An 18970-nucleotide genomic window follows, 5' to 3' on the forward strand; every position below is an offset into this window, starting at 1 on the left:
GCCTCTTATCAATTACAGTTGCTGGTTAACAAAGCTCATCATCTTATCCACGGCTGAAATCACTTTTGAATTCATCTCGTAGACACGCTGAGCTTCGATCATGTTCACCAATTCTTCGGTCACGTTTACGTTTGATGTTTCAAGCATTGATTGACGAATGTCACCAAAACCATCAAGCCCCGGAACCCCTTCTTGAGGATCGCCACTCGCGCCAGTCGGCAAGTAAAGGTTTTGACCAATAGGCTCTAAGCCACCTGGGTTGATAAAATCTACCGTGGTGATCTGACCAACAACTTGGTTATCTTGCTGCCCGCGCAAACGGACCGAAACTTCGCCGTCAGTACCAATCGTAATACCGACTGCGTCTTCAGGAATGGCAATTTCAGGCTCCAGCGCATAACCGGCACCAGACGTTACAATCACACCCTCATCATTCACGGTAAACTGGCCGTTGCGGCTGTAACCAATATTGCCGTCTGGCATTAGGATCTGGAAGAAACCATCGCCTTCGATCATCATGTCCAAACTGTTACTGGTCGTTTGTGCGTTGCCATTGGTGTGCACCTTTTGGGTTGCCACAACCTTTGAGCCTGCACCAAGCATTAAACCACTCGGAAGCTCAGTATTTTGCGATGACTGACCACCCGCTTGGTTGATATTCTGGTAAAACAAATCTTCAAACACCGCACGGCTTTTTTTGTAACCTATGGTTGAAGCGTTCGCCAAGTTGTTTGATATGGTTGAAATATTGGTTTGCTGAGCATCTAAGCCAGTCTTACTTACCCATAATGCTGGATGCATAACTTTCTCCTAATCTCTCTTAGCTCGAACGAAGTAGCGAGTCGGACGCTTTGTCCATCTCTTCTGCCGTGCTCATCATTTTGACTTGCATTTCAAATTGTCGCTGCAAATCGATCAGAGCTGTCATTTCACCAACCGCGTTGACGTTACTTCCTTCGATAGCGCCCGTAAGCAGCTTAACTGCGGCATTCGCCTCGTAAGCAGTGTTTGCTTCTTTCGCTCTAAACAACCCGTTTGCATCTTTGAATAGTGACTGGTTATTGATTTGAACCAGTTTGATGCGGTCAACAACTTCCATCGCATTAGCCGGCGCACCTTGTGGTACGACTGAAATCGTACCATCTGTCCCGATTTCAACTTTGCTGACAGGAATAGGCAGGGTAATTGGGCCACCGCCCTCACCCATCACTAAATTGCCGTTGCCACTGGTCAACAAACCAGTCGCATCAATTTGTAGATTGCCGTTACGCGTCAGACCTTCTTGGCCGTTCTTATCCATAACGGAAATCCAACCATCACCTTGAATAGTGACATCAAGATCACGGCCTGTCGTAATAACACTGCCTTGTTGGAAATTATGTCCTGGACGCTCTGTCATGCTAAATACACGGGTAGGTAAACCATCACCGTATGCTTGCATTGAACGAGCTTGCGCCAAATCAGCACGGAAACCCGTGGTACCGACGTTAGCTAGGTTGTTCGCTCTGAGCTGCAGCGCTTGCATATTCTGCTTGGCTCCGCTCATGGCTAAAAACAGAGAACGATCCATTAGTTGCTCCAAAAGTCACTATTCATGACCATTAAAGCAATTAATATGCCAATAAAAACGCAATAAAATCAATGAGTGATGGCAAGCATCACGAGGAATGGTAAAAAGAGAGGAATAAACTTTGCCACTGAGGCAAACAAAGGCAACTTGGTTTTGCCGCCAAGTTGCCAATATTTTAGTGTGTATACAAACTCAATAATTAGCGAATTTGTAGAATGTTTTGTTGTAGCTGGTTATGCACTTCAAGTGAACGCGAGTTCGCTTGGAAGTTACGCTGCGCTGAGATCAAATCGACTAACTCTTGGGTCATATCAATGTTTGATTGCTCGAGAGCACCATTGTTGATGGTACCGAATGAACCTTTGTTCGATTCGCCCCAAATTTTGTCACCAGAGAACTGAGTCGAATCCCATTGGGTGCCGCCTTTCTTATCTAGGCCTTGCTCGTTCGCAACACGTACTAGTGCAACACGGCCTAGAGTCACGTTCTCACCGTTTGAGTAAGTACCAAGTACGCTACCGTTCTCGTCAAAGTCAATCTTAGTCAAGAAGCCCGTTGTCGCACCATCTTCATCAAACTTGCTGAGCTCAAATGGCGCAGCAAACTGAGTCGCAGAGTCCAATTTGAATGACAGTGTTTGACTAATGTCAGCACCGTTCATATCAAGTGGGTTAGTACCTGCACCAATAGGTTCTGAAACGATATTGTTGCCGTTGTTGATGCTCTGCATCGTACCATCGTTATTAAAACGCATGGTGTGACCAATGTGTGTTCCCGAAGTGGCATCACCACCAGCAATATTGATTGGCTTTTCACCCTCACGGTCAGTTACCGTGTAGTAGGTTTGCCAAGTATTAGGCTGGTTTTGGTCTTTCAAGTAGTACGTAGTCAACTTGTAAGATTGGCCCATCGAGTCATAAATAGTCGATGACGTTGAACGGTTGTAAGTATCTGGATTAGAGAAATCAAACAATGTTGGATCTTTCAACGCGCCGTTTGCCGGCAGGTTAACACCCACTTCGATATTTGCCGTTTGCTTAGGCTTACCGAACTCGGCTGGAATACTTAGTGGTCGAGGCTCGTAAGAAAGAACATCACCCGTGTCTTGGTTCACTTCATAACCCAGCAAATACTCTTCGTTTGACGTCACCAAGTAGTTGTCTTTGTTTAAGTGAAATGCACCATTACGTGTTAATTCATTCTGTTGTGGCAATAGGCGATCTTTTGCCACCGAGAAGAAACCAGTACCAGAAATACGCAAATCGAGCGGGTTATTGGTGTAAACACTTGAACCTTCGTGGAATTGCTGAGCAACTTTGTTGGCTTGCACACCTTGACCAGGTGAGGTTTTCGCATTGGTGAATAGCGAGTTGGAGTACACATCACCAAATTCAGCACGCGACTCTTTAAAACCAAAAGTATTCGCGTTGGCAATATTGTTACTGGTCGTATTCAGATCTAACTGAGCGGCCGACAACCCGCTTAATGAAACATATGACATTTCAAATTCTCCTATCTAGCCTGCGGTTACGCTTTGCCTACTTCGAGTACTTCAGCAAGTCGAACTGGTGACTCAAAGCCAGCCAGATTGAGCAGTACATTGCCATCACCTTTACCCAAAAGAACGCTGTTGACGTTTGCGTATGTCGATACTTCAAACTCTTTGCTTTCTCCTTCAAGTAAACCTGAAGCTTTGACTTTAAATTTACCCGCTGGCAACGGATTACCGCTTTCATCTTTGCCGTCCCAAACGACACGGTTATCACCAGCAAGTTTGGCTCCCACTTCAAATGTGCGCACCAATTGCCCCATTTCGTCTTCCACACGGATAAGTAGGTTATCCACGTTTTGCGGAAGTTTTACCATGGCCGCCATCGATTCACCGTCTTGTTTAACCCCTGCAGCACCCGGAACGAGTACATCACGGCCAACAAGCGTAGAAGCTTGTAGAGCTTGGTTTGATGTCATTGATGTATTCAATGTTTCAAACTGGTTGTTCATTTTGCCAATGCCGTCAACCGTCGCGAATGACGCCATCTGAGCAATCATCTGATCGTTGCCAACAGGCTTAAATGGATCTTGTTGTGCCAATTGCTTCGTCAACAACGAAAGAAAATCTTCTTGTTTAAGATCTTGCTTACCTGTTGTTTCATTGGGCTTTTTCTGGTCTTGTAGGGCTTTTAGCTGGTCTACATAGGACAAGCCGCTTTGACCAACGTTGTTAATACCACCGGCCATACGTTACCTCCTATCCTTACTGACCCATCTGCAGCGTACGCAGCAGCATTTGTTTACTGGCATCTGCTAATTGCACATTCGTTTGGTATGAGCGAGAAGCAGAAATCATATTTGCCATTTCTTCCATAACGTTGACATTCGGCTTGTAGATATAGCCGTCATCATTCGCTAATGGGTGATCTGGATTGTACTCAGCATTTAGAGGCTTATCGCTCTCAACAATGCCCAACACTTTTACCGGCACGGTATGGTCGTGGCCATATTTTGCCTTACTCAATTCAGCACCAAACACGGCATGGCGCGCTTTATAGGTATCTTTCGCTGAGCTCGAGATACTGTCTGCGTTAGCCAAGTTACTAGAGGTCGTATTTAGACGAACAGATTCAGCACTCATCGCAGAACCAGTCACATTGAACACATTAAATAAGCTCATCTAAGTTATTCCCCTTTAATTGCCTTGCTTAAATTCTTAAATTTACTTCCTAAGAAGTCGAGTGATGCTTGATGTCTAATTTGGTTTTGCATAAACAAGTTACGTTCCAAATCAACATCGACAGTATTGCCATCACCCGTATCAGGCTGAGTTGGTAATCGGTAAAGCACTTCGCCAGTGACATGCGTAGAGGCAGGAATATGCCGACTGTCGGTACGGCTAAGACCAATACTTGCCTCCGACTTTGCCGCCTGCAACGCTTTATTGAAGTCCATGCCTTTTGCTTTGTAACCCGGCGTGTTTGCTTGCGCGATGTTGGTGGATATCACCTCAGCATTGCGCTCACGGACACCCACAGTGTGTTGGTGAATGCCTAAAGCCTTGTCAAAAGAAATAGCCATGTTTACCTCTACGTATAGAACTGACTGTTATTATTTTATTAAAAGCAAAATGCGTGCCATATGAATGACGAACGTTTGCGATATGGAATATTGCTTTAGCTCAGCAAGAAATACGCCAAAACCAAGTAATAAAAAAGCCCAGCATAACGCTGGGCTGAATATCTTGAAATTACTTCAGTTTATAGATGATACCAGGGTTACAACGCACCATCTCAAAACGGTCAGTCAATCCGGTTAGTGACTCCGACGCCCCTAAAAGTAAATAACCGCCAGGGTTGAGACTATTCGCCATCTGGTTGAGTACTTTTGACTTCATCTCAGGTGAAAAATAGATCAACACGTTTCGGCAAAAGATCACATCAAACTTACCTAACAAAGCATAGCTATCCATCAGGTTTTGAGGGCGAAAGTTAACCAGACGCTTAGCTGTCTCTTTGATTTTCATTCGGCCATCACCGGCATCTTCAAAAAATTGGCGTCGGCGCTCTGGTGAAAGGCCACGTCCAAGTGCAAGGTTGTCGTAGATACCCAAACGGCACATATCAAGCATACTTGAAGAAATGTCGGTTGCAGTAATAGAAACGCTCGGCAAAAAACCGGGCTTGCGTTGCTGTGTTTCTAATACTGTCATCGCCATTGAATATGGCTCTTGACCTGAAGAACTCGCAGCCGACCATATTTTTATCGGGCGTTTGTTTGCAGCTAACTCTGGCAGAATCTTCTCTGCTAAAACGGTAAACGGATAGCCATCACGAAACCATAATGTTTCATTGGTTGTCATGGCATCAATCGCCGCTATGCGTAACTCACGATTTCGTCCAGCAATGACATCGCGCAATAAATCAGAAATAGAGGCCATTTTGAATTTAACCACAAGAGGGCTTAAACGGCTTCTGACTAAATATTGCTTACTGTCGCCCAATACGATGCCGCATTGAGACTCCAAGAATCGACTAAATTCACGATACTCATGATCGCTTATTGTTATCGCTGTCATTAATTTCTCTTTATTTTATAAGTGCAGTTTTCACTGCATTACCTAACTCATCTGGATTAAATTTAGCGATAAATGAATTGGCGCCAACGCGCTCAACCATTGCTTGGTTAAACACTCCACTCAAAGAAGAGTGCAGAATCACATACAAATCTTTTAGCTCTGGATTACGACGAATCTCTGCAGTCAAAGTATAGCCATCCATTTCTGGCATTTCGATATCTGAAATGACCAACGAGATCTGGTCATAGATCTTACCTTGTGATGCCATCTCTAACAGTTTTTCGTAAGCCTCTTTGCCATCTTTTACCGAAACAACCTCAAAACCGAGTGATGTTATCGCTCGCTCCACCTGTCTACGTGCAACGGTAGAATCATCGGCAATTAATATTCTACGTACCACTGGCTTTTCAGCATGAGCCTGCTCAATCTCTTCACTAATCGAACGATCCATTGTTTCATCAACAGGAGCGATTTCAGCAAGAATTTTTTCTACGTCTAGAATTTCAACCAGTTCGTTATCAATATTAGTGACTGCCGTTAAATAGTGTGCACGACCCGACCCTTCTGGTGGCGGCAATATCGCTTCCCAATGCATATTGATAATACGTTCAACGGAACTCACCAAAAATGCTTGAATGCTGCGGTTAAACTCAGCGATCACAACAAAGGCTTTATCGATGTCCGTTGTTGCTCGACCACCAATCGCCAAACTTAAATCAATCACCGAAACCGTATGGCCACGAATATGCGCCACGCCTTTAACTAACGGGTGAAGATTTGGCATTGAAGTAAGCTTAGGGCATTGCAGAACTTCTTTAACCTTAAACACATTAATGCCATAACGTTGGCGTCCCATTAAGCGAAAGGTTAAAAGTTCCAATCGGTTTTGACCGACGAGTTGTGTACGCTGATTCACAGAATCAAGAATACCCGTCATAAGCTCATCTCCATTTCAAACTTTGATGTAAAAAAGTGGTAATCTTAGAGCGGCTATGAAAATTGAGAAACCGCATGATGCATTTTAAGTCATACTTTTCTGTTATTTCCACATCCAAGATATCTTTACATCTTGATAAAACAATCAAATATATCGGCATTTCATTGCTACTCTTTAGCTTTTCATCGCAATCTGCTACTGATGAGCAGATCAGAGCAATACAAATCGCTGCTGAAAACTATATTTTGGACAATGTAGAATACCCAATCGGTGGCGAACTCACTGCTAAAGCGGCCAATATAGACAATCGTGTTTTTGCAACCAATTGCCCTATTCCACTCAGTGCGTCTTCAAATTCAACGAACTCAAGTGCAAGTAATATTACGGTTCTTATTGAATGTGAACCAGATAATTGGCAGCTTTATGTGCCTGTGCGATTAACGCGTAAAGGACCACAAGTTGCGTTGATATCAGCGTTAAGTCGAGGTCAAATTATCACCGCTCAAGATATCACCATGAGTATGGTAGACTTGCAGCGCTTGAGGCGGCAAGGTTTTTCCTCAATAAATGCTGTGATTGGAGCAAAAGTGAAGAAAAATCTTAGGGCCGGTGAAATTATAGAGCAAAATGATATTTGCATTGTCTGTCGCAACGATATTGTGACCATTAAAGCCATTAAATCGGATCTTACGATAACCACTAAAGGGGTTGCTTTATCCGACGGATCGCACGGTGAGCAGATAAAAGTGAAAAATAGCCGTTCAAATCGTATAATTGATGGTAAAGTAACCGATATTGGTGAAATCACCGTGGTTTTTTAGCCGACAATAAATTTTGCCAAGGATTGGTTTAAAAAACATTAAAGCTCTGTCCATTTCTGCCGATATGGACAGTACAGGATTTTCAATTTAAAGGCTTTCTTAATGGCAGGTATAGATAACATACGTTCAGGGCAGACCCTGACGTCGACTTCTCGAAGTACTGCGCGTACCAATGACAGTGCAAGTTCATCTGTGTCTTCAAGCACAAAATCTGCATCTACTCCACAAGATGCGGTATCTTTGAGCTCAGAAGCAAAACTGCAAAATCAAATGGCAAGCAGTGCTAGCTTTGATCAAGCAAAAGTAGCAGCGATCAAAGAAGCTATCGCTAATGGTTCGTACACAGTCGATCCTGATAAACTTGCCAGCAATATGATCAAGTTCGAAAAAGAGCTTGGTGGTTTGTAATAGAGAGGGTAAATGGCAGCTTTAAAAGGTTTAGTTGAGTTTCAACTGAAAAATGCCACTGAACTGTTAGAACTGTTAGGTAAAGAGCAAGTGGCTATCGCACAACGTATCTCCAAGGAGATCGAGGCGTTAGCAATCCAAAAAAACACCCTGATCACTCAACTACAAACCACGGATGAAAGGATCGGTCGACATCCAGAAGTAGAAAGCCTGACTACTGATCCGGAACTTCAAACATTGGTTGAACAAATTCGTGAGTTGATTACGGAATGCCAGCAACGCAATGAGCTCAATGGTGAAGCCTTGCAGCGAGCGCAACTGAGTTTTCATAAGCTCAACAATTTAATGAAGCAAAGCCAAGGTAAGGTCGGTATGACCTATACCGCTAAAGGTCAAACGAATAACGTATCAACCTTGGGTACCAATATTAAAGCCTAGGTTTTATACCCAAATGACTTCAAGATACTGATGATAGATTCAAACAAAAAAGCGGCAATGTATTGGCCGCTTTTTTTTGAGATCAGAGAGTGTCATTAAAACAGAGTTTGCTGACGTTTTTCAGGAACCTGTTGCACTTCACCGTAATCGCGTAGCTTATTCATTTTTTGGATATCTAATCGTAATTCAGTGACATAAGTGTCACCTACTTTATAGCTACGAATTACTTCGGCACCACGAATCACACCGTCTACGGCACCAGAGGTAAATTCCGTGCCTAAACGCTGGTCTTGCAGATCCGCTCGACCACTAACACGCATACCATAAACTTGTTCTGCTAACTCACGGTACGCATCAATTTTCGACGCGCGCATCGCACGAACTTGTTTTTCGTCTTCATCACGCCCTTTTTGTTCACTGATGCTGGCATAACCAACAGCTGTCAACCAATCATCCGGTCGCATTTGGGTCAACGGTTGGCAGCCAACCATCGCCAAAGAAACTAACAATAATAATAAGTTCTTCATGCGAACTCCTAGGGACGTAGAATAACGGTATAAGGCTGACGAATCGATGGGTCAGAGCGAATCAACACACCGTCTTGAGTACGAATGCTATTCAAGGTATCAAGATCTCTACCAATACGATCGGCAGGCAAGAAGCCCTGTGCAGAAGCGACCACGATACGTGATTGCATACCAACGACACGAGCATTCACCAACACACCGCCTTCTTGACGCAACATCGTGCCCGTCAAAACATACTGAATGTCTTGTTCTTTTGCCAAGTCTTTCCAGTCACGGCTAAAGGCAAAATCACCTTGCAGCGTAACTTGAATGCTGCCCGTAGTTTTATAGTCGACGACTTTAAAGCCACGGCGTTGGAATTGGTAAATAAAACCTTCAGATACCGAATTACCCAACCAGTTGGTCGCGTCCATATTTTGTAGGTCGACAAACGAGGTAACCGCAATTGGTGTCCGCGCTGAGACACTCGTATTCGATTGAACCAACTCTTCCGTTAAACTCTCAACGAAGAAGTCTAAAGTATGGCGCGGGCTGTCCATTAGCATAAATTGACTGCCAGTATAGGGTTCTTTGCCGTTATATATTGGTGAATAGGCACAAGCCGTCAAAACCAATACGGGTACCAGCGATAACCATTTTTTCATTCTCTAATCTCCTTAAGGCACTAGCGAGCCATTTCTATCTCTCTGTAAAAAGTGGAACGCTCTTTGCTTTTCTATGTTTGCAAACCTTTAGAAACGCACTGCCAAAATCAGTTATTATTCATAAAGCAAAAATGTACCTAGTTGGTAAATTAATATGAAAAAATCATTATTGAGCCTTTTCTCTGCCTTTGCTCTGACTCTACTACCTAGCTTAGCTCATGCGGCTTGGTATGAAGTCACTGGCTCTGCAACCGTTGTCGCCTCTGAAGATGCGGCGCGCTTGCACGCGTTGGAGGATGCGATTTATAAGGCAGTTAACTTTTCCGGTGCTGATATTGGCAGCATTTCAAATCTTCGTCCGCTTTTAGAAAGCTCGCAGAAAGAGTACCAATTTACTAATCACGAAGTGCGTTATGTCTTAGTCGAAGAACAGAAAGTCCGTAAGAATGTCATGTACGTCAAAGCGCGCATTGATATCTACCCATCGGCAACAGGTTGCCACGTTAACCAGTACAAAAAGACATTTTTGGTCGGTAATATCGATCTTGCCTCTCCACAACAGGCGGTAATGGGACAAATTTATAGTGTTGGTGATGATTTTGCACAGGTGATCAACCGTCAGTTAGACCAAGAATCTGCCAGTTTTGTTTCTGTCGGTACGACTGACTATGAGATCAATAAACGCAATCCAGAACGAATTAAGATGATTGCCGAAGATACCGATGCTCAGTATGTATTGGGAGGAACGATTACCGATTTAACCGCAACGATTGAGCAAAACGTATTAAAAAGTGATGTCATTAACCGCCAGTTCGCAATGGAGTTGACCGTATTTGATGGTAAAACGGGAAGCGAAGTGTATACCCGTAGCTATCGTGAAATTGCGCGTTGGCCATTTCCTAAGACCAGCCAAGTCGACACACGCAGCGCTCGCTTTTGGACATCAACGTACGGCGAAATGATGTTACGTCTGAGTCGTAATGTGATGTTGGATTTAGAATCCGAAGTCTCATGTAAGATCACGCTACCAGAGATCGTTGCTAAGTGGGGCAATGTCCTGACCATGAACCTTGGACGCTTACATGGGGTAAAAGAAGGGGACAAATTACAGCTTTGGCACACAGGTTCGTTTATCGACCAACGCGGATTACCTCGCAATAAGGTTTCCGCATCGGATATTACACTCACGGTAGGACGAGTTTATGAGGGTGAAGCTGAGTTAACAGTTGACCAACCCGAACTTATGAGTAGTATTCAGATTGGCGATGTGATGCATAAGCTTATTCCTTAATCACATGCTCTTTTTCGCTCCCGTGGCACAGCTGGATAGCGCGATCCCCTCCTAAGGGATAGGTCACAGGTTCAAATCCTGTCGGGAGCGCCATTTTTAAGCCCATGCAAAAAACGCATGGGCTTTTTGCTTTCTTAACCGCGTCTAACTTAAGCCCCTGTTAATCCATAGCCTTTCGTATCCAGTCTCAGCTAGGACAATGTGATTCACACACATTCTTGAGCAATCGCCTTTCTTTGAACTATCTTTATTGAGTAATCGCACTTTAAATCCTAGTAACAATTGCTTACTCTTTTATCAATAACAGATATATCTCAATATAATTATGCCAAAGAGCAATTTAACAACGAACACCGGACATCGGTTTATTTCCAAAGCGAAAACTGCCTACAAAATTCATATTCATACGCCTGAAGACACGGTACTTCATCGGTCGGTGGGGTTTATCAAAATGGGTGAGAAGAAAGGCCTGCAAAAGGCCATCAAACTGCGCAATGAGTTAGGGAGCGAAATGTGGGGTAAGTTCTGGCGCAGGCTGTTAAAAGACCCTTACCTGATGACTCGATTACCCCACTCCTTAGAACCTAAAATCATCCACAAACCGAGACCAACCAAAGAAAATCCTGACGCGAAAGATGAGTGCTATATTGCCGCTTGGCGCAATTATGACGAGAGCGGAAAATTGATCTATAAAAGCGTAGTCTGCTCTATCAACAAACATGGCAGGTTAGGTGCCTATACCAAAACGAAAAAAGCGTTACTCGAAGCCAATAAAGATAATCTCGAAATCCTTGAGTTTATGGGGCGCTTGGCAAGTATCGACTTAAAATAGCCCCTCCTTCCGGAGACAAAAAAGCCTCGCGATGCGAGGCTTTTTACTTCAATCAGTCTGACTATTGTTCTACTTGATATTCAAATTCAGGAACAGTGACTTCAACACGGCGGTTTTGCGCACGGCCTTCGCGTGTGTCATTACTTGCGATAGGGTTGTTTTCACCTTCCCCACTCACTGACATACGGCTTGGGTTAATGCCACGCTCTGCCAATACATTAGCAACGGCTTGTGCACGTTTTTCAGACAACTGCTGGTTGTAATCTGCAGCACCAGACGAATCTGTGTAACCAACGATTTCTACGTTTGCCTGAGGGTAAGCTTGAAGCAGTTGGACAAGTTCATCCAGCTTACTCGCACTGCCTGGTTGTAGTTCAGTGCTGTTCAAAGCAAATGTCTCTGTATCTGCCAAGGTTGCTTCAAACGTTTTGGTCATTACGACAGTTTCAACTACTTCTTCTGCAACCACTTCTTCTACTACTGGTTGCGGTGCTGGTTCATCATTGCCACCAAAGTGGTAAGCAAAACCAATGCTTGCTGTGTTACCAACCGCGCGCACGATGTCGTTATTAATATCGGTCAATGCTTGGTATTCAACTCGCACTGAGCCATTTTCCATCACATCAAACTCAACACCAACCGCGCCAAGGAAAGAAGCATCATCTTCGTCGCCATAATTAACGTACGCACCACCAAACTTACCGTATAGGTCGATTGCATCCGTCACACCAAAACTCAATTTTGGTGCCAAGGTAAATGCATCCACACTATCGTCATTCAAACCTGCGGCAGTAAATTTGCCTAGGTAATCCCAGCCAGCTTCTAAAGCGAGATAATCATTAAACTGATAACCACCAAAGATACCGCCTGATGCTGAATCATCATCGTTACATAAGTAGGTTGCTTTACACTCATCATTTAGCCATGAATAACCGGCCTTCACCCCCACATAAGGTTCAGCATTAACACTTGCTGCCATAAATAAAGATGCTGAAATGACCACTGCTAGTTTTTTCATCTTGAATTCCTTTATCCACTGTATTGCAGGGAGCCTCGACACTTTGACTCCCACTTGTCATATCGTACTAACCTCAAATCACATTTAATCAGAGTAGATATCACGCTGAATAATATGAAAAAATGGCAGTAAGATCACAAATTTTTACAAAAATTCCTTGCCAATATCTTTCCCACAAAGAAAAGTTCGCTATCAATTGTAATCATTGAAAATTGTCTTTTTTGATCTTCTGTAAATCATTGTTTATGACACAAATAAACGTAGAACAAGAATGGATGAAAAGCCAAAATACACGGCACAAAAAAACGCCGTAGCTCAATAGCTACGGCGTTTTTAGATATCTCTCAGTAAACTTTTGGCCCACACAGCGAAAAAACTCGTGGGTAACTCCAGTTTAAATTACTGAGCGTTTGCTTCACGAACAGCAATAAACTCTAGTGCCATCTTGATACGAGCCACACAGCGCTCTTTACCAATCAATTGCATTACAGCATCAACTGAAGGCGATTGGCCGCCACCAGTCACTGCAACGCGCAATGGCATACCAATTTTGCCCATACCGATTTCAAGCTCTGCACATACGTCAGCGATCATTTGGTGTAGGTTTTCAGTCGTCCACTCTTCAATCGCTTCCACTTTTGCTAGTGCTGCTTCTAGAGGTTCTTTCGCAACACCACGTAGGTGTTTCTTCGCCGCATCCGCATCAAACTCAGAAAAATCTTCGTAGAAATAACGAATTTGCTCAGCCAGTTCCACTAGAGTGTTGCAACGCTCACCAACCAGTTTAATCACGTCAGTGATTGCTGGGCCGTTTTCAATGTTTAACGCTTGTTGATCAAGGTGCCATTGTAGGTGCTTCGCTACATACTCTGGTTCAGAGTTTTTGATGTAGTGGTTATTCAACCAAAGTAGTTTGTCTGTGTTAAACGCAGACGCTGATTTAGAGATCGCGTTTAGGCTGAAAAACTCAATCATCTCTTCTTGAGAGAAGATTTCTTGGTCACCATGAGACCAACCAAGACGCACTAGGTAGTTGTTTAGTGCTTCTGGTAGGTAACCCATGTCACGGTATTGCATTACAGAAACCGCACCATGGCGCTTAGACAGTTTCGCACCGTCATCACCTAGGATCATTGCACAGTGTGCAAATGTTGGTACTGGTGCACCTAGCGCTTCGTAAATGTTGATTTGACGAGGCGTGTTATTGATATGGTCTTCACCACGAATCACATGAGTAATACCCATATCCCAGTCGTCAACCACTACACAGAAGTTGTACGTTGGTGAGCCATCAGTACGACGAATGATCAGATCATCCATTTGCGTGTTGCTGATTTCGATGCGGCCACGAATTTGGTCATCAAATACCACGCTACCTTCTTTTGGGTTGCGGAAGCGGATAACGCATGGATCGCCATCTTTTGCTGCGTCATTCGCTGCTTTGATTTTTGGATGGTTTGCGTCATAACGAGCCATCTCTTTGTTTGCTTCTTGCTCTGCACGCACTTCGTCTAGCAGCTCTTTAGATGCGTAACATTTGTATGCTTTGTCTTCAGCAAGTAGCTTATCAACCATCTCGTTGTAACGGTCAAAACGTTGAGTTTGGAAGTAAGGACCTTCGTTCCACTCAAGACCTAGCCATTCCATACCCTCGATGATCGCATCAACCGCTTCTTGAGAGTTACGCTCAAGGTCTGTGTCTTCGATACGTAGAACGAATTCACCGCCATTGTTTTTAGCGAATAGCCAAGAGTACAGTGCTGTACGAGCACCGCCCACGTGAAGGTAGCCTGTTGGGCTAGGAGCAAAACGAGTTTTAACCGTCATGTAAAATACCCTGATTGTCTAAATGACTGCATTGGATAAACCAATGCCAAAATTGGGCGTTATTTTATACGCAAGTGCGCCAAGGTTCTAGGGTATGACGGGCTTTTTTCACTCAAGCTAAGTAACCATCTAAAACCAAATAAAGTTAATTGCTTGACCTTACCCTTGCGGTAAGGTTTATGCTCCACTGCAATCACTAGTCGAGGATAAGCAATGAACACATTCGACATACCACTACAGGGTTTAAACTGTATGGGCTGCGCACGTAAAGTTGAGCAGCGCCTCAATGAATATTTTGATGTAACGATTCATGCCCTTACTCCGACATTGATTTCGTTAGACACCAACGCATCCTTTGCTCAGCTGGCAGAGCAAATTGCTGACCTTGGTTACCAAGCCGGTACGCAAAAGCACTTTTTCCTATCGGGATTAAGCTGCGGTAAATGTGTCGCCAAACTCACCGCTCATCTTGAAAGCTCACCGTCAATTACACAGCTGCAAGTCACGACGACTGAAATGACGCTTAATACATTACTGAGCGATGACGAAGTGATCGCCTTAGTTGCGGAACTGGGTTATCAGGCAACGGTGACGCAACCACAAAGCTCAGATGACACTCCTAAAAAAATGGAGCAACAAGAGACTCAAGAGCCAAACGCTAAAGTTTCAGAATCTAACGTTATGGCCGCTAAACGCCAAAGCTGCGCTACAGCAGATAACGCAGACCAGCAAAGAATCAATTTGCTGATCAGCGGTATGACTTGTGCAAGTTGTGTCTCCTCAGTAGAAAAAGCGTTAGCCTCTGCCGACGGCGTACTCAAAGCACAAGTAAACCTTGCCGAACAAAGCGCGCTAGTTATAGCCGATGCAAAACAACTCAACTCAGAACAATTACTCAAAGCTGTCGCTTCTGTCGGCTATCAAGCACAAATCGTTGATGATGCGAAAACGCAGCAGCAAAAACAGCTTGAGCAGCAACAAGCGATTCAACGTCATCACAAACGCAGCGCTATTTACGGCTTGTTCGTCGGTGGACCTTTAATGGCCTGGGGCGTTTTGGGCGGTAACATGATGATCCAAAACCTCACTGACCAACTGGCGTGGGGTGCTGTCGGTATTGTCTGTTTGGTGCTACTCGCTACCGCAGGTCGCAGCTTTTTTGCCAATGCGTGGTTAGCACTTACTCACGGCCGAGCCACGATGGATACACTGGTGGCGCTAGGTACGGGGTCAGCATGGTTATTTTCAATGCTGGTGGTGCTATTTCCACAATGGTTTCCAGATGCCGCGCGCCATGTGTACTTTGAAGCGACCGCAATGATCATTGGCTTGATTTCTCTAGGTCACTATATCGAGGCCAAAGCCAAAGCTAATACCACCAAATCATTGCAAGCACTTATCGATTTGCAACCAAAATCAGCCACACTAGTGACGGATAATGGAGATCAAACCATTGCGGTTGAAGATATTGTTGATGGCATGAAACTGCGCATCAAACCAGGGGAAAAAATTCCGGTCGATGGCCTCGTATTATCAGGCAACTCGTTTGTGGATGAGTCAATGCTCACTGGGGAACCGATGCCGGTTGATAAAGAGCAAGATAGCCATGTCTCTGCTGGCACACTAAACCAAGATGGTAGCTTAGTGATTGAAGCCACCAGCGTTGGCAGCGACACCATGCTGGCACGAATTATTGAACTGGTACGTCAAGCGCAAAGCAGTAAACCAGCGATAGCTAAACTGGCAGACCGTATTTCGGCAATATTTGTTCCTGTGGTGGTTGTGATTGCCATTCTTGCCGCTTTGATTTGGTATGCAGTTGGACCAGATCCAAAAGCCAGCTACATGCTCGTTGTGGCGACGACGGTACTGATTATTGCCTGCCCTTGCGCGTTGGGTTTAGCGACGCCTCTGTCAGTCACGGTTGGCGTCGGTAAAGCGGCAGAAATGGGCATCTTGATTCGCGATGCGGATGTACTACAATCCGCCAGCAAAATTGACTGCGTAGTATTTGATAAAACGGGTACTTTGACCGCAGGTGCTCCTAGTGTTGAAGGAGTATTCAGCCGAGACGAGCAAGATTCATCACTACTATCTCTAGCCGCAAGCTTAGAGCAGTATTCTGAGCACCCGCTAGCAAAAGCGATTGTCGCCAAAGCCAAACAACACGGTGCACAAATCGTTGAAGTAGAACAATTTGAAAACTTACGTGGTAAAGGCGTTCAAGGCATTGTCCAACAACAAGCTGTTGCTGTTATTTCACTCCCTTATGCTAAACAGTTAGGTATGGATTTGACTGAGTTCAACCAAGCAATGGCAGAATGTGAACAGCAAGCGTGGACCACCGTGGTTGTGACTCGTGATCAACAAGCTCTTGGACTATTAGCGATTGCCGACCCAATCAAAGCGGATAGTTTTGAGACGATTAACGCACTCAAAGCGCTCAATATTAAGACCGTAATGTTGACGGGTGATAACCAAACCGTGGCGAATGCAATTGCACGTCAATTGGGCATCGATGAAGTGATTGCTCAAGTGCTACCCGATGAAAAAGCCAACCATGTCGCTCGCCTAAAACAACAAGGCTATAAAGTCGCCATGATTGGCGATGGGGTTAACGATGCCCCCGCATTGGCATTAGCCAATATTGGTATTGCGATGGGGAGTGGTAGCGATGTGGCCATCGAAAGTGCACAAATCACGCTTTTAAATTCATCACCATTGGCGGTTGTCAATGCGATTGAGCTTTCAAAAGCCACCATCAAAAACATGAAACAGAATTTGTTTGGAGCGTTTATCTATAACTCTCTAGGCATTCCAATTGCTGCCGGTGTGTTGTACCCAGCATTTGGCTTTTTACTTAGCCCTGTAGTGGCTGGCGCTGCAATGGCACTGTCATCTATTACTGTGGTTAGCAATGCAAACCGACTACGCTTATTTAAAACGACGCATCACTCTTAGAGGTATCTATGACATTTAAAACTCTGACTCTTGCCCTACTGATGGGAACAGCAGGTTCGGCTTGGGCTACAGATGTAATCAACCACAAATCACCATACTGTGGTTGCTGCACCGAGTGGACTAAGCACATGCAAGACGCCGGCTTCACCGTCAAAGAAAAACTTCATGATGACATGAACGCCGTAAAACAAAAGCTGGGCGTTGCGCCAAAGCTAGCCTCATGCCACACCGCAGAAATTGATGGTTATGTCTTTGAAGGCCATATTCCTGCAGACGACATCAAAGCCTTCCTAGCGAATCCACCTAAGAATGCTAAAGGTTTAGCAGTACCAGGCATGCCAATGGGCTCTCCTGGCATGGAGTATGGTGACGAGAAAGATAGCTATGCTGTTTACGCCTACAATGAACGTGGTCAAGTGTTTGAGTACCGTTTTCATAAAGGCAACCGTTAATCATTCCCGTAACGAATAAATATCAAAGCCCAGCAATTTGCTGGGCTTTGTTTTATCGATTATTCAGACGATTTATCGATGAGAGTTCACCAACTCAACCATCAGCTCTATATGGAGCTCATCATCATTGAGGCAAGGAATAAAATTAAATCGCTCACCACCATGCTCTTTGAACAGTTCCTGCACTTCGCCAGAAATCTCTTCCAAAGTTTCAAGACAATCCGCAGCAAAAGCTGGCGTCATAATATCCAATGACTTGATGCCTTTTGTTGGCAGCGCTTCTACCGTTTTATCCGTATATGGCTGCAGCCACTCTTCTCGGCCAAAACGAGACTGATAAGTCATACCTATTTGATCATCGCTAAGCTCAAGTTCTTGTTGCAACAACTTTGTGGTTTGCGCGCAGTGCGATGGATAAACATCCCCGTTATCTGCATAACGTTTAGGGATTCCATGATAAGAACAGATCAAATAATCGGCTTGCCCATGTTGTTCCCAAGAGCGGCGAACGCTAGCAGCAAGCGCTTTGATATAAAGCGGATGGTCACGATAATCACGAATAAACCGGTACGCGGGGATCTCCGCCATCTGCTTGAAGGCAATAGTTAAGGCATCCGAAACCGCGGCTGTGGTCGTCGATGAATACTGAGGATAAAGCGGTAATACAATTATCTCATCAACACCTTGCGCGACTAGTTTTTCTATCCCCGTAAGCACACTCGGATTACCATAGGTCATACCAAGTTCTACCGGAATATCCAACTTATCCGCCAGTTTTTCCGCCTGCTTTTGTGAGTACACCATCAAAGGCGAACCACCTTCCATCCACACCGATTGATACAATTTAGCCACTTTAGGTGAGCGAATCGGCAGAATGATTCCGTGTAAAATTGGGCACCATAACCAACGCGTCATATCAACTACGCGCTTATCATGCAAAACTGACTCAAGAATCGTTTGACGGCGGGTGCGCTTGGTTCGTCTGGCGTACCTAAATTGACCAACAATACACCTTGTTTGTTATTTTTGTTCATCCCACTCCATCCAATAGAAAGTAAATTCAGCGATTTTACGCAAATCTGAGTTCGTTAGCTCACGCTGTTATGCGTCAAACCATTAACATGCGCAACAGAAAACAAAAAGCGACCTAATGGTCGCTTTTACTATAACAATAT

Annotated in this window: 19 protein-coding genes, 1 tRNA gene and 1 pseudogene; 8 read left to right on the top strand and 13 right to left on the bottom strand. The window is 44.4% G+C overall.

Annotated elements, in window-relative coordinates; translation table 11 throughout:
• Positions 1–12 precede the first annotated feature (12 nt).
• From flgG to Vt282_RS10155, 8 genes are all read right to left on the bottom strand, one after another.
• Positions 13–801: a flagellar basal-body rod protein FlgG gene (gene flgG, locus Vt282_RS10120; protein ID WP_162045831.1), complete on the bottom strand. Its 789-nt coding sequence runs from the start codon at positions 799–801 to the stop codon at positions 13–15.
• Positions 802–820: 19 nt separating this feature from the next.
• Positions 821–1570 carry a flagellar basal-body rod protein FlgF gene (gene flgF, locus Vt282_RS10125; RefSeq protein ID WP_162063294.1) on the bottom strand — a complete coding sequence of 250 codons (750 nt, stop codon included), beginning with the start codon at positions 1568–1570 and terminating at the stop codon, positions 821–823.
• Positions 1571–1769: 199 nt separating this feature from the next.
• Entirely contained in the window at positions 1770–3071 is a 1302-nt protein-coding gene (flgE, locus tag Vt282_RS10130) for a flagellar hook protein FlgE (RefSeq protein ID WP_162063295.1), read from the bottom strand.
• A gap of 26 nt (positions 3072–3097) precedes the next feature.
• Positions 3098–3808, bottom strand: coding sequence for a flagellar hook assembly protein FlgD (locus Vt282_RS10135; RefSeq protein ID WP_162045828.1), 711 nt, complete (start codon positions 3806–3808; stop codon positions 3098–3100).
• Positions 3809–3824: 16 nt separating this feature from the next.
• Positions 3825–4241 carry a flagellar basal body rod protein FlgC gene (gene flgC, locus Vt282_RS10140; protein WP_162045827.1) on the bottom strand — a complete coding sequence of 139 codons (417 nt, stop codon included), beginning with the start codon at positions 4239–4241 and terminating at the stop codon, positions 3825–3827.
• A gap of 5 nt (positions 4242–4246) precedes the next feature.
• A complete protein-coding gene (gene flgB, locus Vt282_RS10145) occupies positions 4247–4642 on the bottom strand; it encodes a flagellar basal body rod protein FlgB (protein WP_162045826.1) in 396 nt (131 codons plus the stop codon).
• A gap of 169 nt (positions 4643–4811) precedes the next feature.
• Positions 4812–5639, bottom strand: coding sequence for a CheR family methyltransferase (locus Vt282_RS10150; protein WP_162063296.1), 828 nt, complete (start codon positions 5637–5639; stop codon positions 4812–4814).
• A gap of 10 nt (positions 5640–5649) precedes the next feature.
• The gene (locus Vt282_RS10155; RefSeq protein WP_162045824.1) at positions 5650–6576 is read right to left on the bottom strand and encodes a chemotaxis protein CheV; all 927 of its coding nucleotides are present in this window, start codon (positions 6574–6576) and stop codon (positions 5650–5652) included.
• 74 nt (positions 6577–6650) lie between these two features.
• Here Vt282_RS10155 and flgA point away from each other — a divergent pair, with 74 nt between their 5' ends.
• The 3 genes from flgA to Vt282_RS10170 all read left to right on the top strand — a co-directional run bounded on the left by flgA (position 6651) and on the right by Vt282_RS10170 (position 8243).
• Entirely contained in the window at positions 6651–7397 is a 747-nt protein-coding gene (gene flgA / locus Vt282_RS10160) for a flagellar basal body P-ring formation chaperone FlgA (protein WP_162063297.1), read from the top strand.
• A 102-nt stretch (positions 7398–7499) separates the two neighbouring features.
• Positions 7500–7805, top strand: a complete 306-nt coding sequence (gene flgM / locus Vt282_RS10165) for a flagellar biosynthesis anti-sigma factor FlgM (RefSeq protein ID WP_162045822.1) — start codon at positions 7500–7502, stop codon at positions 7803–7805.
• 12 nt (positions 7806–7817) lie between these two features.
• Entirely contained in the window at positions 7818–8243 is a 426-nt protein-coding gene (locus Vt282_RS10170; protein ID WP_162063298.1) for a flagella synthesis protein FlgN, read from the top strand.
• A gap of 95 nt (positions 8244–8338) precedes the next feature.
• Here the strand turns inward: Vt282_RS10170 and flgP are convergent, their stop codons facing one another.
• Entirely contained in the window at positions 8339–8770 is a 432-nt protein-coding gene (gene flgP, locus Vt282_RS10175) for a flagellar assembly lipoprotein FlgP (RefSeq protein WP_162063299.1), read from the bottom strand.
• A gap of 8 nt (positions 8771–8778) precedes the next feature.
• Positions 8779–9414 carry a FlgO family outer membrane protein gene (locus tag Vt282_RS10180; RefSeq protein WP_162063300.1) on the bottom strand — a complete coding sequence of 212 codons (636 nt, stop codon included), beginning with the start codon at positions 9412–9414 and terminating at the stop codon, positions 8779–8781.
• Positions 9415–9568: 154 nt separating this feature from the next.
• Between Vt282_RS10180 and Vt282_RS10185 the strand changes: the two genes are divergently transcribed.
• From Vt282_RS10185 to Vt282_RS10195, 3 genes are all read left to right on the top strand, one after another.
• Complete coding sequence (locus tag Vt282_RS10185) at positions 9569–10705, top strand: flagellar assembly protein FlgT (RefSeq protein WP_162063301.1); 1137 nt, start codon at positions 9569–9571, stop codon at positions 10703–10705.
• A gap of 16 nt (positions 10706–10721) precedes the next feature.
• Positions 10722–10798, top strand: a tRNA-Arg gene (locus Vt282_RS10190).
• A 232-nt stretch (positions 10799–11030) separates the two neighbouring features.
• The gene (locus Vt282_RS10195; protein ID WP_162045817.1) at positions 11031–11537 is read left to right on the top strand and encodes a Fe3+-citrate ABC transporter substrate-binding protein; all 507 of its coding nucleotides are present in this window, start codon (positions 11031–11033) and stop codon (positions 11535–11537) included.
• A 61-nt stretch (positions 11538–11598) separates the two neighbouring features.
• On the opposite strand, the gene Vt282_RS10200 is transcribed toward Vt282_RS10195, so the two are convergent.
• Together Vt282_RS10200 and gltX are read right to left on the bottom strand one after the other, a co-directional pair.
• Positions 11599–12555, bottom strand: a complete 957-nt coding sequence (locus Vt282_RS10200; RefSeq protein WP_162045816.1) for an OmpA family protein — start codon at positions 12553–12555, stop codon at positions 11599–11601.
• Positions 12556–12954: 399 nt separating this feature from the next.
• Positions 12955–14382, bottom strand: a complete 1428-nt coding sequence (gene gltX, locus Vt282_RS10205) for a glutamate--tRNA ligase (protein WP_162063302.1) — start codon at positions 14380–14382, stop codon at positions 12955–12957.
• A gap of 213 nt (positions 14383–14595) precedes the next feature.
• Between gltX and Vt282_RS10210 the strand changes: the two genes are divergently transcribed.
• A complete protein-coding gene (locus Vt282_RS10210) occupies positions 14596–17343 on the top strand; it encodes a heavy metal translocating P-type ATPase (RefSeq protein ID WP_162063303.1) in 2748 nt (915 codons plus the stop codon).
• A gap of 8 nt (positions 17344–17351) precedes the next feature.
• Positions 17352–17795 carry a DUF411 domain-containing protein gene (locus Vt282_RS10215; protein ID WP_162063304.1) on the top strand — a complete coding sequence of 148 codons (444 nt, stop codon included), beginning with the start codon at positions 17352–17354 and terminating at the stop codon, positions 17793–17795.
• A 72-nt stretch (positions 17796–17867) separates the two neighbouring features.
• Here the strand turns inward: Vt282_RS10215 and hemH are convergent.
• Positions 17868–18829, bottom strand: a pseudogene (gene hemH, locus Vt282_RS10220) (ferrochelatase).
• Positions 18830–18970 lie beyond the last annotated feature (141 nt).

Source organism: Vibrio taketomensis, assembly GCF_009938165.1.
Lineage (GTDB): Bacteria > Pseudomonadota > Gammaproteobacteria > Enterobacterales > Vibrionaceae > Vibrio > Vibrio taketomensis.

Excerpts from the sequence above, each read along its gene's own strand:
- Vt282_RS10200 (WP_162045816.1), bottom strand. The coding sequence starts at position 12,555 with ATGAAAAAACTAGCAGTGGTCATTTCAGCATCTTTATTTATGGCAGCA.
- flgC (WP_162045827.1), bottom strand. The coding sequence starts at position 4,241 with ATGAGCTTATTTAATGTGTTCAATGTGACTGGTTCTGCGATGAGTGCT.
- flgP (WP_162063299.1), bottom strand. The coding sequence starts at position 8,770 with ATGAAGAACTTATTATTATTGTTAGTTTCTTTGGCGATGGTTGGCTGC.
- Vt282_RS10150 (WP_162063296.1), bottom strand. The coding sequence starts at position 5,639 with ATGACAGCGATAACAATAAGCGATCATGAGTATCGTGAATTTAGTCGA.
- flgF (WP_162063294.1), bottom strand. The coding sequence starts at position 1,570 with ATGGATCGTTCTCTGTTTTTAGCCATGAGCGGAGCCAAGCAGAATATG.
- flgE (WP_162063295.1), bottom strand. The coding sequence starts at position 3,071 with ATGTCATATGTTTCATTAAGCGGGTTGTCGGCCGCTCAGTTAGATCTG.
- Vt282_RS10170 (WP_162063298.1), top strand. The coding sequence starts at position 7,818 with ATGGCAGCTTTAAAAGGTTTAGTTGAGTTTCAACTGAAAAATGCCACT.
- flgA (WP_162063297.1), top strand. The coding sequence starts at position 6,651 with ATGATGCATTTTAAGTCATACTTTTCTGTTATTTCCACATCCAAGATA.
- Vt282_RS10155 (WP_162045824.1), bottom strand. The coding sequence starts at position 6,576 with ATGACGGGTATTCTTGATTCTGTGAATCAGCGTACACAACTCGTCGGT.
- Vt282_RS10195 (WP_162045817.1), top strand. The coding sequence starts at position 11,031 with ATGCCAAAGAGCAATTTAACAACGAACACCGGACATCGGTTTATTTCC.
- Vt282_RS10185 (WP_162063301.1), top strand. The coding sequence starts at position 9,569 with ATGAAAAAATCATTATTGAGCCTTTTCTCTGCCTTTGCTCTGACTCTA.
- Vt282_RS10215 (WP_162063304.1), top strand. The coding sequence starts at position 17,352 with ATGACATTTAAAACTCTGACTCTTGCCCTACTGATGGGAACAGCAGGT.
- gltX (WP_162063302.1), bottom strand. The coding sequence starts at position 14,382 with ATGACGGTTAAAACTCGTTTTGCTCCTAGCCCAACAGGCTACCTTCAC.
- Vt282_RS10210 (WP_162063303.1), top strand. The coding sequence starts at position 14,596 with ATGAACACATTCGACATACCACTACAGGGTTTAAACTGTATGGGCTGC.
- flgB (WP_162045826.1), bottom strand. The coding sequence starts at position 4,642 with ATGGCTATTTCTTTTGACAAGGCTTTAGGCATTCACCAACACACTGTG.
- flgG (WP_162045831.1), bottom strand. The coding sequence starts at position 801 with ATGCATCCAGCATTATGGGTAAGTAAGACTGGCTTAGATGCTCAGCAA.
- flgM (WP_162045822.1), top strand. The coding sequence starts at position 7,500 with ATGGCAGGTATAGATAACATACGTTCAGGGCAGACCCTGACGTCGACT.
- Vt282_RS10180 (WP_162063300.1), bottom strand. The coding sequence starts at position 9,414 with ATGAAAAAATGGTTATCGCTGGTACCCGTATTGGTTTTGACGGCTTGT.
- Vt282_RS10135 (WP_162045828.1), bottom strand. The coding sequence starts at position 3,808 with ATGGCCGGTGGTATTAACAACGTTGGTCAAAGCGGCTTGTCCTATGTA.